A 13,204-nucleotide genomic window follows, 5' to 3' on the forward strand; every position below is an offset into this window, starting at 1 on the left:
GTGACCGATGGCTGATGATGATGCATCAGAGAAAACACAGGACCCAACCCAAAAACGCCTCGACGAGGCGCTTGAGCGCGGCGATGTCGTCAAGAGCCAGGAGGTCAACACCTGGTTCGTGATGGCCGGCACGGCGCTGGTCGCCTCCGCATTTTCCGCCAATGTCGCCGGTGGCCTGCAGATGCCGCTGCGCAACCTGATCGCCAATGCCCACCTGATCCGTACCGACGGGCCGGGCCTGCTGGCCTTGGTGAAGAATCTCGACCTGATGCTGGTCGGCGTGCTCGGTCTGCCGTTCCTGATCCTGATGCTGGCCGGGCTCGCTGGCAACCTCGTGCAGCACCGCCTGGTGTGGTCGGCGGAGCCGCTGTCGCCGAAGTTCAGCAAGCTGTCGCCGATGGCCGGTGCCAAGCGGCTGTTCGGCAAGCAGGCGGCGGTGAATTTCCTCAAGGGCCTCGTCAAGCTGATCGCGCTCGGCGCGATCATGATGGCGATCCTGTGGCCGGAGCGCCACCGGGTCGAGGCGCTGGTGCGGCTCGACCCGGTGCAGATCCTGTCCGCCGCGAAGGCGATGTCGATGCAGTTGATCGGCGCGGTGGTGGCGCTGCTCGCCGCGATCGCCGCGGGCGACTACTTCTTCCAGTACCGCACCTGGTTCGAGCGGCAGAAGATGTCGCGCGAGGAGATCAAGGAGGAATACAAGCAGTCGGAAGGCGATCCGCACATCAAGGGCCGGATCAGGCAGCTGCGTATGATGCGCATGAAGAAACGCATGATGGCCGCGGTGCCCAGCGCTTCCGTGGTCATCACCAACCCGACCCACTTCGCGGTGGCGCTGAAATACGAGCAGGGCATGAGCGCGCCGATCTGCGTCGCCAAGGGCGCCGACGCCATCGCCTTCAAGATCAGGGAGGTGGCGAAGGAGAACGACGTGCCGATCGTCGAGAACCCGCCGCTCGCCCGTGCGCTGCACGCCACCGTCGAGATCGACGACGAGATCCCGGTCGAGCACTACCAGGCGGTCGCCGAGGTCATCGGCTACGTCATGCGGCTGAAGCGCGGCTTCGCAGGGGCGGGGCGTTAGGCGGTCTTCATCAGCGGTGGTGCGGGGGGATGCACGCCCGTCGCGGCAAGCACCGCATTGCGTTCGTGCTCCGGCATGGCGCGCAGGCGACGGCGGGCGGTGAGGCGGAGTACGGCGAAGCCGGCGACGAACAGGATCGCCTTGCTCGCGAGGCCGAAGATCGGCATGACCACGGCCCATGTCGCGAGGCTGAAGGCCAGCGCCACGATGGCATTGACCGCGGCGGAGACGAACATCAGTCCGGCCCACGCGAAGCCTACGCTGACAGCGACATCGGGGACGACCTGCTGGGCGATCGGCGGCAGGTAGCGGGTCATCCAGCCCCGCTTGAGCATGACGACGCCGACGATGACGTAGATCACGCTTGGCTTGAACAGCAGGAAGCGCGGGTCGTCGGTCAGCAGTGTCGCCGCGCCCGCGGCGACGACCAGGAACAGGCTCAGCCACTCCATGGTGTCGATCGGCTTGCGGCGCACAAGCTGGAAGCCGATCTCAGCAAGGCCGAGCGCGACGCCGATCCCGACCGCGAGGGCGGTGTTGTCGGTCAGCAGGAACACGACGAGGAAGCACAGGGTCGATGCGAGGTCGAGCAGCAGCCGCCCCGCGGCCGTCAGAAAGTATCTCATCGCAGTCCCCGTTTGCTGGCGGCGCGGCGGACGCAGCGCCGCCCGACCACTGGCGCGTCATGGATGCGCGTCGGCAAGGGATCGTCAAGAGGGGAGACGGAAGCGGCTGCGCGCCTCCGCTATCCGGCCGGGGTGGCAAGCCGCGCGTGCTCGGCGGCGACCTCGGCCAGGACTTCGGGCTGCGACCAGGCCCGGTAGTTGCCCTTGGCATAGGCGAGCGCGTTGCGATGGTAGAACAGTGCATTCATGCGGTTGGCCTTGGTGTTGTCGCGGGTCCGCGCGACCTTGCCGGGCGAGCCCATCACGATCGAATGCGGCGGGACCACCGTGCCCTCGGTCAGGAAGCTGCCGCCGGCGACGATCGTGCCGGCGCCGATGACGCAGCGGTCCATGATCGTCGCGCCGATGCCGATCAGGCAGTCGTCGCCGATGGTGCAGCCGTGCAGCGTGACATGATGGGTGATCGAGCAGTTGGCGCCGATGATGGTCGGCGCGTCGATGCCGACATGGATCATGACGAAGTCCTGCACGTTGGAGCGGGCTCCGATCACCACGCGCTGGCATTCGGCGCGGATCACCGCGTTGCACCAGATCGATGCACCGACGCCGATCTCGACGGCGCCGTAGATGCGCGCCGACGGCTCGATGAAGGCGGCGCCGAGATCGTGGACGTCGGGGCCGAAGATCGCGGGAGATGGCATGCTGTTTCCTCGAAGCTGTTGTCGTTGTCGCGGCAGCGTAGGCGATTGCGGGGCGCACGGCCATGCGGCGGGATGGCCCGAGTTGTCTGGTACCGTGATAGCTGGATCAGTAACAATCGTTGCCGCCATGACGGCCGGCTCGATTCCGCGCCGTTCGCTGCCAAGGCATGGCGCGCCGGCAGCGCGGTGCTCTGCCAGGTGCAGAGTGTCGAGATGGCCCGTGAGGCGGTGGCGCAGGGCGCCGACGTCATCGGGGCGCAGGATACCGAGGCGGGCGGTGATGGCGCGGCCCGAGCCCGAAGTGACGGCAGTTTCGGCGCAACGATACGCGCTAATCCGGGTTTGTGGGCGACATTCGCGCCGCCTCGGCTGCGATCCAGCGCCACAGCAGCTGCACCGCCTTGTATCGGCGGGCATCGGGGGTTGCCACCATGTAGAATGAACCGGACATCGGCACCGTGCTGTCGATAGCGACGGTCAGGCGGCCCTCCGCGAGAAATGGATCGATGAGAGGGCGCATGCCGAGGGCGAGGCCGAGCCCTTGCGATGCGGCCTCGTACAGCACGACCGCGCTGTCGAAGCTGGTCCGTGTCGACGGCAGCGGGCCGTCGTATTTGACGCCCATCAGCCATTCCTGCCATTGCCCCGGCGGGTCGAGCACCTCGAGCAGCCTGTGATCGGCGATTTCCGCGACATGCCGCGGCGGCTGGCGGTCACCGATCAGCACCTGGGCCGAGACCACGAACGCCTCGACGCCGAACAGCCTGTGCGACACCAGGTTCGCCCATTTCCCGTGGCCGTACAGGATGCCGACATCGACCGCGCCGCCGATCAGGTCGATCGGGTTTCCACGGGTGCGCAGCACCAGCTCGATGCCAGCGGTGTGTTCGTAGAAGCGTGCGAGGCGCGGCACGAGCCAGCTTGTCGCGAGGGATTCCGAGATTCCCAGACGCAACGGTCGCAGCCCCGGCTCCGGTGACATCCAGTCGGTGGCTTCGCGGACGGCTTCGTAACCCGGCCGCAGGCGCTTGAGATAACGTTTGCCCGACAGCGTCAACACCGGTGTCGGCTGGTCGCGATCGAACAGCTTCACCCCGATCTGATGCTCGAGCATCTGGATGCGTCGCGTGAAGGCCGGGGGGCTGAGGCCGAGCGAGGCCGCGGCATCCTTGAAGCTGGTGGCATGGGCCGCGGCCATGAAAGCCTCGATGGCGGCCCATGGCGGCAATCGTCTCTTCATAGATCAGGGTTCCGCGGCGGGAGGTATGAGAATGCCGCGTTGTACGCAAGTCGCGGGCCCGGCAAAAGTGGCTTGCTGATCTTCCCGCGACGAAATCGCTGCCAGCGGGATCGATGTCATGTTGCCTTGGCCGTCGAATTTTGACCATCGCATGCCGGCGATCGGTTCGCCGGCGATCGGCGTACCGCGGCGTCTTTCCATGGTTCCGACGGGCGGTGGTCAGGGCCCGATGGCCACCGCCGCGCCCGTGGTGCGAAATTCCGCAACCGGCCTTGCGCGGTCTGCAACCGGGGTGAGCCGTCATGTCGCGCGGCGGCCCGCAGCGGTGCGGGGCCTCCCGAAGCTGGAGCACCGGGCGGTTGCGCCCAGCGAAATGGCGGTTCGACTCCTTGCACTTCGCGCCGCCGGCCGGTCGTGCTTCTCATTCGTTCAGGGGGGAGCGAGGACGAGCAAGCGTCGGCGAGCGATCAACCAGGAAGGATACGGTGCCAGATGGATTTCGATTTTTCCGAGAAGGTGAAGCAACTCGGCGCCCGGCTCGAGGCTTTCATGGCGCGCCACGTCTATCCGAACGAAGAGGAGCTGTGCCGCGACATCTTCAATCAGCCCGACGACTTTCGCCAATGGAAGCCGTCGCCGCTGATCGAGGAGTTGAAGGGGCGCGCCCGGGAGCAGGGGCTGTGGAATCTGTTTCTGCCGGACAACGAGGACGGCCATGGCCTGTCCAACCTGGAGTATGCGCCGCTCGCGGAAATCATGGGGCGTTCCTACTGGGCATCGGAGATCTTCAACTGTTCGGCGCCGGACACCGGCAATATGGAGGTGCTGCATCGCTACGGCACAGCGGCGCAGAAGGAGCGGTGGCTGCGCCCGCTGCTCGACGGCAGCATCCGTTCCGCCTTCGCGATGACCGAGCCGGGGGTGGCTTCGTCCGATGCGACCAACATTGCGACCTCGATCCGGCGCGACGGCGCCCACTATGTCATCGACGGCCGCAAGTGGTGGACCTCCGGGGCGGGCGATCCGCGGTGCAAGCTGCTGATCACCATGGGCCTCAGCGACCCGGCTGACGCGGATCGTCATGGCAGGCAGTCGATGATCCTGGTTCCGGTCGAGACCGCCGGTGTGACGATCAGGCGGTATCTGCCCATCCTTGGGGTCAAGGATGCGCCCCACGGTCACATGGAGGTGATCTTCGACCATGTGACGGTGCCGGCGGACAACATGCTGCTCGGCGAGGGCCGCGGTTTTGAGATCGCGCAAGGCCGGCTCGGTCCAGGCCGCATCCATCATTGCATGCGTCTGATCGGCACCGCTGAACGGGCCCTCGAGCGCCTGTGTCGCAGGCTGACCGAACGCGTGGCGTTCGGCAAGCCGGTCGCGGATCAGTCGGTATGGCAGCAACGTATCGCCGATGCCAGATGCGCGCTGGACCAGGCCCGCCTGCTGACGCTGAAGGCCGCCTGGATGATGGACTGCGCCGGCAACAAGGCGGCGAGGTCGGAGATCGCGATGATCAAGCTGGTGGCGCCGCGGGTCGCGACCGAAATCGTCGACATGGCGATCCAGGGGTTCGGTGGCGGAGGGTTTGCCGACACCGTGCTGTGCATGTCCTACATCTACGCCCGGACGACCCGCGTCGCCGACGGCCCGGACGAGGTTCACGCGCAGCAGCTCGCCCGCCACGAGTTCGGCCGCTACGCCGGCCAGGACGGCGCGGCTACGGGAGGGGCGGCGGTCGTCACGGTCGCGCAGGGCCTGGATCATGCGCGTGGACCATGAGCGGCGGGGCAGCCGGCTTCGCAATGCCGTTGTTCGGAGCCGCGGCGGTACCCGGCGACAAGGTGCGCCCTGCTGTGCGCACCCAGCCCCGCGTCCAATCTGATCAGGTCGTTTTCAAGAGGCTATCGTCATGAAGTGTCGTCTTCTTGCGCTTGTTGCCGCCGGGCTCATGCTGTCGGCGCCGCAGGCATCGCGCGCGCAGCAGACCGAGATCGTGATCTATCACTATCAATCGGAAAAGCGCTATGACGCGCTGAAGACGATCTTCCGCCGCTTCGAGGCCGAGAACCGCGACATCAGGATCGTCGATATCTTCAAGCCCGATACCACGATCACGGCGGATGTCCAGGCGGCCCTGGCGGCGCGCCGGCCGGTGGACATTGCCGGCATCGCCGGCCGCAACGTCCTGTTCATGTCGCAAAACACTCCGGCGGTCGCGCTCAACCAGGACGCAGCGCAGGGGCTGTTTCTCGACAACTACCAGCCGCAGTTTCTCGACGTCGGCCGGCGCGGCGACAAGATTTTCGCGATGCCGTATGCGTTCGGCACGCCGATCGTCTACTACAACAAGGATCTGTTCCGCAAAGCCGGGCTCGATCCCGACCTGAAGCTCAGGACGTGGGACGACATCATCGCGGCGGCGAAGACCATTCAGCACAACACCGGTGTTGCGGGCGTGGCGCATCTCGCGGCTGGCAACAAGGACTACGGCACCATGCTGATGGTGACGAATGCGGGCGGACAATATCTCAATGCGGACGGCGACAGGCTGCTGTTCGACAGCACGGAGGGGATCGCTGGCCTTCAGCTGTGGCAGGATCTCGCCGTCAGGCACAAGGTGATGCCCGTTGCCAGCGACAGCCAGTGGATGGCGGCATTCTTCGGCGGCCGGCTCGCGATCTACATCACGTCGAGCGCGGCGTTGCGCCAGGCCGTGCAACAGACCGCGGGCCAGTTCGAGCTGGGGGTGGCCAGCTATCCGCTGTTCCCCGGCCGCACCAAGCGCCGCGTGCCGAATTCAGGCGCCGCCTTCATGCTGTACTCGCCCGCCGGGCCGCGGCGAACTGCCGCGCTCAAATTCCTGGAGTTCATGTCACGGCTGGAGGTCGCCAACGACTGGGCACGCGAGTCCGGTTACATGCCGCTGCTGAAGGATCCGCTGCGCGATCCCGCCATGCAGCGCTATGTCGACGAATTCCCCGCCATCATGCCGGTTATCGCACAAATGCCGGATACCGTCTCGACCTACGTCTGGGCAGACAAGGGCGCACTGGAAGCGCAGAGCATCGTCGCGAAGCTGATCGATGACCTGTGGGCAGGAAGGGGGACCGCGTCCGAACTGGTGCCGGCCGCCGTCAGGGATGGCAATGCCGTGCTGGCGAGGGGGCACTGACTTGTCCAACCCCCGCACGCGATCGCTGAAGGCCTCGGCTGCATGACACAAACGATCGCGACGGACCGGCGCCGGCGCCCGGCCAGGCTGCGATGGTGGCGGGCGCCTGAAGGCGCCGCCCTGCAGCCGTATCTCTATCTCGCACCGCTGATCGTGACGCTCGCCGCCTTCACGTTCTGGCCGCTGCTGCAAACGGTATTGCTCAGCGTGCAGTCGTGGAATCTCAACCCGGACATTCCCAGACAATTCGTCGGCCTGCAGAATTACCGCGACGTGCTGACATCGTCGTTGTTCGGCGCCGCACTTGTCAACACGGCGCTCTATCTGCTGGGCGCCATTCCGCTCAAGGTCGTGCTGCCGATTCCGGTGGCGATCTTCATCTGGTCGCTGGGCAGGCGCGGCGAGATCTATCGCGTCATCGTCTTTCTGCCGACACTGATCAGCTTTGTCGCTGCCGCGGTCGTCTGGGCCTGGTTGCTGTCGCCGCTCGGCGGGTATCTGGCGGTGTGCCTCGAACTGGTCGGTATTCGCACCGTCGGTTTGCTGAGCAACGCTGATACCGCGCTCTGGACCATTCTCGGTATCGCGACATGGAAGGTATTCGGGTTCCATGTGCTGCTCTATCTGTCCGGGCTGTCGCGCATCGACCATTCGCTGGTCGAGGCGATGCGAATCGATGGCGCGTCCGACGCCAGGATCGTCCGCGACCTGATTCTGCCGATGCTGGGGCCGTCGATCGTGCTGGTCCTGGTGACGACGACGATCTTTACGATGCAGCAGGTGTTCACGCCGATCGATGTGCTGACAAAAGGCGGTCCATCCAACAGCACGACGAACCTGTTCTACACGACCTACCAGTACAGCTTCGTCAATTTCAACGTCGGTCACGGCGCTGCGGCGACGGTGATGTTGTTCATGCTGGTGTTCGTCGTCGTGGTGGTCAAGTTTCGCCTTATCGACCGCCGCGTTCACTACAAGGATTGAAGATGGAGCCCGATCGGCCAATTCTCGTGCTGGCGCCGCCGTTGCGCCGTTTCGGGCATGTCATGATGATCCTGATCTGCCTGCTCATCGTCTTGCCGATGCTGCTGGTGATCGGAACCGCATTCAAGTCTCCCGCCGAGATCTACTCCGTCACTCCCTGGCCAGTGCATCCGACGCTGGCGAATTTCGCACGTGTGTTCGAATTGTCGTTCGGGACTTATTTCTGGAACAGCCTCGCCACCACGGTGCTGCGCGTCGGCGGTCAGATGACGATCGCGATCATGGCGGCCTACAGCTTCGCGTGCTGGGAGTTTCGCGGGCGTGATGTGCTGTTCATCGCGGTGCTCGCCGCGCTGATGGTGCCGCATTCATTGACGATGATTCCGATTTACCTGATGGTCAGTGATTTCGGCTGGTTCGATACCTGGGCCGCGTTGATCATTCCCAATCTCGCGTTCCCGTTCGGTGTCTTCCTTCTTCGGCAGCACATGCTGTCGTTCCCGCGAGAACTGATCGAGGCCGCGACCGTCGATGGCGCGCGGTCGTGGTCCGTGCTGTGGGGCATCATCCTGCCGAACCTGAAGCCGGCCGTCGCTGGCCTCACGATCGTGGCGTTCATCGAGACCTGGAACGAATACTTCTGGCCGCTGCTCGTGACCGATAGCGACAATGCCCGCACCATTCAGCTCGGCATCCGTCGGTTTCTGGAGGCGGAAGGCGGCGACAGCTTCGGGCCGTTGATGGCCGGCGTCACGCTGGCCTCGATACCGACATTGCTGCTGTTCTTCGTCTTGCAGCGGCGGGTGATTGATACGTTCGTCGGCAGCGGCATGAAATGACGCGCGCTGTCGCCATCGGCCGTGCCACGCCGCCGTCCCGCAGCTGATGCCACAACAGGACCTCGCATGATCTTCCGTGTCGCGCAGATCTCGGATACGCATCTGTCAGCCGAAAAGCCGTTCTTCGTCCGGAACTTCGAATGCGTCAGTCGGGAGCTCCGGATCGCGGCGCCGGATCTCGTGATCAATACCGGAGATGTCTCGCTGAACGGCGCCGCGGGCATCGGTGATCTTCATGCGGCCAAGGCGCTGCATGATACCATGGGGCTGAGCTATCGCGTCATTCCCGGCAATCATGATGTCGGCGACAATGTGCAGAGTACCCATGAACGCGGCGTATCCGATGCGCGCCGCGACCGCTTTGTCGCGGTGTTCGGCGACGATTGGTGGGTGCAGGATGTACCGGGCTGGCGGCTCGTCGGCGTCAATTCGCTGATCATGGATGCGGATCTTCCGGCGGCGGCGCGTCAGTTCGCGTTCATCGCCGACGCCGCGTCGGGGGCGGGTGATCGTGCTGTCATGCTGTTCATTCACAAGCCGCTCTATCTCCGGTCGCGGCACGATCGGGATCCTGGCGGACGTTATGTCAGCCCATCCGCGCGCGCGAGGCTGTTGCAGGCTTTCAGCACCCGTCCGCCTGCCGTCATCGCCAGCGGCCATGTGCATCAGTGGCGTCACGTCGTGTTGGAAGGGATGCAGCACGTCTGGGCGCCGGCGACGTCGTTCGTGATGCCGCCTGCTCATCAGGTGACGATCGGAGAGCGTGTGGTCGGCTATGTCGAGCACCGCCTTCATGCGAGCGGTGCGTTCGATTGCAGGATTGCCAAGTTGCCCGCGTTGATCTGCAATGACCTGGCGGATTTCCCCGGTGCCTACGGCGACATCGCCAGGATTCTACCGAAGCTGCCGACCGCAGGGGCGTGATCCGCGCATCTCCTGCGTCGACGCCACCTCGCGACGCATGCGCCTCTGACGCGGCACGTCGGCGTATGCCGGACCGCGCTCTGATCTCGGCAGCCTGCCGCGCCCGATCGAAACCCGAAAATCATAGCACGCGATGAAAGCGCTGCTGTGCCTCCGCGCGCGGCGTTGGCTGCGTGCGTTGCCATGCGTCGGTCTGCGCGGTCTTTGCGCCGTGACTGCCATTCTGTGGCGCGCGGTCGTGGCCGGTGCTGCGTCATGCACGCGGCGGCACCGTTTTGCTGCTGCCGGCGATGGACCGATGTGGCTGAATTGACGCACTCGACGTCGTTGATGGTGGCGCGGCTGTGACGTCGGCCGGATTGTCATGTTGCGTGATCGCGAAGCAACGCCGGTGAAGCGTCGGCTGTTTGGCGCGCGACGTGTCGTTCGTGGCTGAACCGTTCGAGGCGACGCAATCGATGTTGCAGCGTCTCGCGTTGCTGACATGGCGTGCTGCTGAGTAACTGAGGCCGAGCGACAGAGGGATATCCCAAGGTCGTCCCGTCCAGGTGTTTCGCGTAGATCTTTCGCCTCATGCGGCAGAGATCGAATGGCGCGAGGTGCGCGAAGGCGGTCAGCAGGGACAAGGGACCATGTCACGGCGTGCGCGTCTGCACGCCGAGGCTAGGCCCGCCCTATGGAGCAAACTCGGAGATTGACATGACGATGACTAAGAGTCTGATGCTCGGTACTGCGGCCGCCGTCGTTGCGCTGGGCAGCGCACAGGCCGCTGATCTTCCCGTCAAGGCCAGGGCGGTCGAGTACGTGAAGGTCTGCTCGCTCTATGGCGCGGGCTTCTACTATATTCCCGGCAGCGACACCTGCATTCGCATCGGCGGCGCGATCCGCGTCGACACTGCGTTCAACGGCACCAACTATGACAAGCCGTTGTGGCAGGGCGGCGCAGCCGGCGCCAATGCCTATGGCCGCGACTACTTCAGCACGCGCGCCCGTCTCAATCTCTTCATCGATACGCGGACGGCGACCGAGTTCGGCGTTCTGCGCACCTACGCCAACAACCAGTTCGACTGGACCCAAGGCTCTTCGGGCATCGGCGGCGGCAGTCCGGTGGAAGTCGACTACGCCTTCATCCAGTTCGCCGGCTTCACCTTCGGCAAGGCCGTGTCGCAGTTCGACCCGCAATGGACCCTGGGACGCCCGTCGATCTCGTCCGGCATGAACGCCGGCTCGTACAACGCCACCGGCATCCCGCAGCTCGCCTTCACGGCGCAGTTCGGTAACGGTCTCTCGGGCACGATCTCGCTGGAGGACGCCGTGCCTTACCGTTCCGCCGGCGTGATCAATACGTCGCGTCCGTTCATTGGTCCGTTCGGCGCGACCACGCTGCCGACCGGCGCCTATGGTTTCAACAACTTCCTGGGCAATGCCCAGGGCGGCGATCATGTTCCGGACATCGTTGCCAATGTGCGGCTCGACCAGGCGTGGGGTTCGTTGCACCTGGGAGCCGCGGCGCACGAGGTGCATGGAAGCTATTATGGGGCGAACGGCGCTTCGAGCAGCGGTCACCCGGACGCGAAGTGGGGTTACGCGCTCACCGGTGCCTTTGAGCTGAAGAACTTGCCCACTGGCGTCGGCGACAGCTTCAAGGCGGAGGCGTCGTTCGGCCATGGTGCGGCCAAGTATGTCTGGGGCGGCACCCCCGATCTCGCCGGGGCCGGCAGGTTCGCGCGGCTCGGTGGCTCGAGTGTTGCCGGCGCGGATGGCAGCATGGCGTTCGGCTACGTGTTCGACGGCGTGTACAGCGGTCTTGGCACCGCGGCTTCGCCCGGCACGGCGCTGTCGCTGAGCGACGCGTGGGAAGTCAGCGCTTACTTCGAGCACTATTGGACGCCGGCGTGGCGAACGTCGCTGTTCGGCAATTACAGCTATGTCTCCTACGGTTCGGCGAGTGACGCATTGCTGCTCGCGGCGGCCAATGGCGGCCTGCTCAGCACCGGCACCACGGCGGCGGCGGGAAGCTTCGCGTTCTCGACTGCTCAGATCGGCACGCGCACGGCGTGGACACCGGTGAAGGACCTGACGCTGTCTGCGGAGGTCATGTACTCGCGCATGTCACAGCGCCTGACCGGCACCTTCACGAGCGCCGCAGCCGGCCTCGTTCCGGGCTACGGGGCCGGGGCGACATTCGAACTCAAGAACCAGAACGCCTTCAACGGCTCGGTTCAGATCCTGCGCAGCTTCTGAGGTCACCAGCAAAGAAAGGACGTCGCTCTGATCTGATGTAAACCTCCAGTGCCTCCGGTAGTGCCCTGCCGGAGGCATTCACTTTTGCGCTCCGCCGTTGCCGCACGGACCATTCCTGGCCCGCACTGCGATCCGCGCGGTAGCTATCTGGTGCCGAGATAGCGGGATCAGCAACAATCGTTACCGCCATGACGGCCGGCTCGCCTAGGCTCGCGGCAACCACAGCCACAACCCCGGGAAGGAAACTCCGCCATGGCCACGAGGCGCTTCACCGATATCGTCGCTTGCCGTCATCCGATCGTATCGGCGCCCATGGGGGCGGTCTCCGGCGGCCGTCTCGCCGCGGCGGTGTCCGCCGCCGGCGGGTTTGGCCTGATCGGCGGCGGCTACGGCCGCGACCGCGCCTGGCTCATGCGCGAGCTCGATCTCGCCGGCGACATGGCGAAAGTCGGCGTCGGCTTCATCACCTGGAGCGCCGCCGGGCATCCCGAGAACTTCGACCTCGTCGTCGAGCGCCGGCCGAAGGCGATCATGCTGTCGTTCGGCGATCCCGCGCCGTTCGCCGCGAAGGCGCGGCGCGCCGGCAGCGCGGTGATCTGCCAGGTGCAGAGTGTCGAGATGGCACGCGAGGCAGTGGCGAAGGGCGCCGACGTCATCGTCGCCCAGGGCACCGAGGCGGGTGGCCATGGCGCGGCCTGTGCGAGCCTGCCACTGGTGCCCGCGGTGGTCGACGCCGTCGGTGACAAGGTGCCGGTGCTCGCGGCCGGTGGCATCGCTGACGGCCGGGGACTCGCCGCGGCGTGGGCGCTCGGCGCCGACGGCGCGCTGCTCGGTACGCGGTTCTATGCGGCGGATGAAGCACTGGTGCATCCGGCGGCCAAGCAGAAGGTGGTGACGGGCGACGGCGCCGACACGGCGCGCGGCGCGGCCGTCGATGTCATTCGCGGCTATCGCTGGCCGGCGCCGTTCACCATCCGCACCCAGCTCAACGATTTCGTGCGGCGCTGGAACGGCCGCGAGGCCGATCTCGCCAAAGAGCTCGCGACCGAGAGCGCGCGCTATGCGGCGGCGGCCGAGGCCGGCGATTTCGACCATGCCGCGGTCATTGTCGGCGAGGCGGCCGGCCTCGTGCACGACGTGGTGTCCGCTGGCGAGATCGTGCGCCGGATCGCGGAGGAGGCCCGGCAGGTCGTTGCCCGGCTGGCGTCGCGCTAGGGGACGCTCATCGCATTCCATCTCCGCATGGTGAGGAGCGCGGCAAGGCCGCGCGTCTCGAACCATGAGGCCGGGAGGTGCCACCTACGGGCCTCATCCTTCGAGACGCAGGCTGCGCCTGCTCCTCAGGATGAGGGGGAGGGACGGCGTGCGCTGGCATCGCTCAGGAGAT

11 protein-coding genes are annotated in these 13,204 nt (G+C 65.7%); 8 read left to right on the forward strand and 3 right to left on the reverse strand.

The annotated features are described in order from the left end of the window. Window positions 1–7: 7 nt before the first annotated feature. Window positions 8–1,084 carry a flagellar biosynthesis protein FlhB gene (flhB, locus tag AB4Z37_RS20090; protein ID WP_441518516.1) on the forward strand — a complete coding sequence of 359 codons (1,077 nt, stop codon included), beginning with the start codon at window positions 8–10 and terminating at the stop codon, window positions 1,082–1,084. Here flhB and AB4Z37_RS20095 read toward each other — a convergent pair. The 3 genes from AB4Z37_RS20095 to AB4Z37_RS20105 form a co-directional block, all read right to left on the reverse strand. Then, on the reverse strand, window positions 1,081–1,710 hold the full coding sequence (locus AB4Z37_RS20095; RefSeq protein WP_441518517.1) for an inner membrane-spanning protein YciB: 630 nt from the start codon (window positions 1,708–1,710) through the stop codon (window positions 1,081–1,083). The genes flhB and AB4Z37_RS20095 overlap by 4 nt on opposite strands. Before the next feature lie 119 nt (window positions 1,711–1,829). Beyond that, a complete protein-coding gene (locus tag AB4Z37_RS20100; RefSeq protein WP_441518518.1) occupies window positions 1,830–2,411 on the reverse strand; it encodes a gamma carbonic anhydrase family protein in 582 nt (193 codons plus the stop codon). Window positions 2,412–2,742: 331 nt separating this feature from the next. Next, window positions 2,743–3,651 carry a LysR substrate-binding domain-containing protein gene (locus AB4Z37_RS20105; RefSeq protein WP_441518519.1) on the reverse strand — a complete coding sequence of 303 codons (909 nt, stop codon included), beginning with the start codon at window positions 3,649–3,651 and terminating at the stop codon, window positions 2,743–2,745. 492 nt (window positions 3,652–4,143) lie between these two features. Between AB4Z37_RS20105 and AB4Z37_RS20110 the strand changes: the two genes are divergently transcribed. The 7 genes from AB4Z37_RS20110 (at window position 4,144) to AB4Z37_RS20140 (ending at window position 13,032) form a co-directional block, all read left to right on the forward strand. Further along, window positions 4,144–5,433 carry an acyl-CoA dehydrogenase family protein gene (locus AB4Z37_RS20110; protein ID WP_441518520.1) on the forward strand — a complete coding sequence of 430 codons (1,290 nt, stop codon included), beginning with the start codon at window positions 4,144–4,146 and terminating at the stop codon, window positions 5,431–5,433. A 130-nt stretch (window positions 5,434–5,563) separates the two neighbouring features. Further along, complete coding sequence (locus AB4Z37_RS20115) at window positions 5,564–6,826, forward strand: extracellular solute-binding protein (RefSeq protein WP_441518521.1); 1,263 nt, start codon at window positions 5,564–5,566, stop codon at window positions 6,824–6,826. A gap of 42 nt (window positions 6,827–6,868) precedes the next feature. Next, the gene (locus AB4Z37_RS20120; protein ID WP_441518522.1) at window positions 6,869–7,810 is read left to right on the forward strand and encodes a carbohydrate ABC transporter permease; all 942 of its coding nucleotides are present in this window, start codon (window positions 6,869–6,871) and stop codon (window positions 7,808–7,810) included. Window positions 7,811–7,812: 2 nt separating this feature from the next. Next, window positions 7,813–8,649 carry a carbohydrate ABC transporter permease gene (locus AB4Z37_RS20125; protein ID WP_441518523.1) on the forward strand — a complete coding sequence of 279 codons (837 nt, stop codon included), beginning with the start codon at window positions 7,813–7,815 and terminating at the stop codon, window positions 8,647–8,649. Between the two features lie 66 nt (window positions 8,650–8,715). Continuing rightward, the gene (locus AB4Z37_RS20130) at window positions 8,716–9,573 is read left to right on the forward strand and encodes a metallophosphoesterase family protein (protein WP_441518524.1); all 858 of its coding nucleotides are present in this window, start codon (window positions 8,716–8,718) and stop codon (window positions 9,571–9,573) included. Window positions 9,574–10,272: 699 nt separating this feature from the next. Continuing rightward, window positions 10,273–11,817: a porin gene (locus AB4Z37_RS20135; protein WP_441518525.1), complete on the forward strand. Its 1,545-nt coding sequence runs from the start codon at window positions 10,273–10,275 to the stop codon at window positions 11,815–11,817. A 252-nt stretch (window positions 11,818–12,069) separates the two neighbouring features. Next, window positions 12,070–13,032 (forward strand): NAD(P)H-dependent flavin oxidoreductase, encoded by a 963-nt coding sequence (locus AB4Z37_RS20140; protein WP_441518526.1) that lies wholly within the window; start codon window positions 12,070–12,072, stop codon window positions 13,030–13,032. The last annotated feature ends 172 nt before the right edge of the window (window positions 13,033–13,204 follow it).

The organism is Bradyrhizobium sp. 2TAF24 (genome assembly GCF_052115025.1).
Classification (GTDB): domain Bacteria; phylum Pseudomonadota; class Alphaproteobacteria; order Rhizobiales; family Xanthobacteraceae; genus Bradyrhizobium_A.

Coding starts and splice junctions, on each gene's coding strand:
- flhB (WP_441518516.1), top strand. CDS start 8: ATGGCTGATGATGATGCATCAGAGAAAACACAGGACCCAACCCAAAAA.
- AB4Z37_RS20095 (WP_441518517.1), bottom strand. CDS start 1,710: ATGAGATACTTTCTGACGGCCGCGGGGCGGCTGCTGCTCGACCTCGCA.
- AB4Z37_RS20100 (WP_441518518.1), bottom strand. CDS start 2,411: ATGCCATCTCCCGCGATCTTCGGCCCCGACGTCCACGATCTCGGCGCC.
- AB4Z37_RS20105 (WP_441518519.1), bottom strand. CDS start 3,651: ATGAAGAGACGATTGCCGCCATGGGCCGCCATCGAGGCTTTCATGGCC.
- AB4Z37_RS20110 (WP_441518520.1), top strand. CDS start 4,144: ATGGATTTCGATTTTTCCGAGAAGGTGAAGCAACTCGGCGCCCGGCTC.
- AB4Z37_RS20115 (WP_441518521.1), top strand. CDS start 5,564: ATGAAGTGTCGTCTTCTTGCGCTTGTTGCCGCCGGGCTCATGCTGTCG.
- AB4Z37_RS20120 (WP_441518522.1), top strand. CDS start 6,869: ATGACACAAACGATCGCGACGGACCGGCGCCGGCGCCCGGCCAGGCTG.
- AB4Z37_RS20125 (WP_441518523.1), top strand. CDS start 7,813: ATGGAGCCCGATCGGCCAATTCTCGTGCTGGCGCCGCCGTTGCGCCGT.
- AB4Z37_RS20130 (WP_441518524.1), top strand. CDS start 8,716: ATGATCTTCCGTGTCGCGCAGATCTCGGATACGCATCTGTCAGCCGAA.
- AB4Z37_RS20135 (WP_441518525.1), top strand. CDS start 10,273: ATGACGATGACTAAGAGTCTGATGCTCGGTACTGCGGCCGCCGTCGTT.
- AB4Z37_RS20140 (WP_441518526.1), top strand. CDS start 12,070: ATGGCCACGAGGCGCTTCACCGATATCGTCGCTTGCCGTCATCCGATC.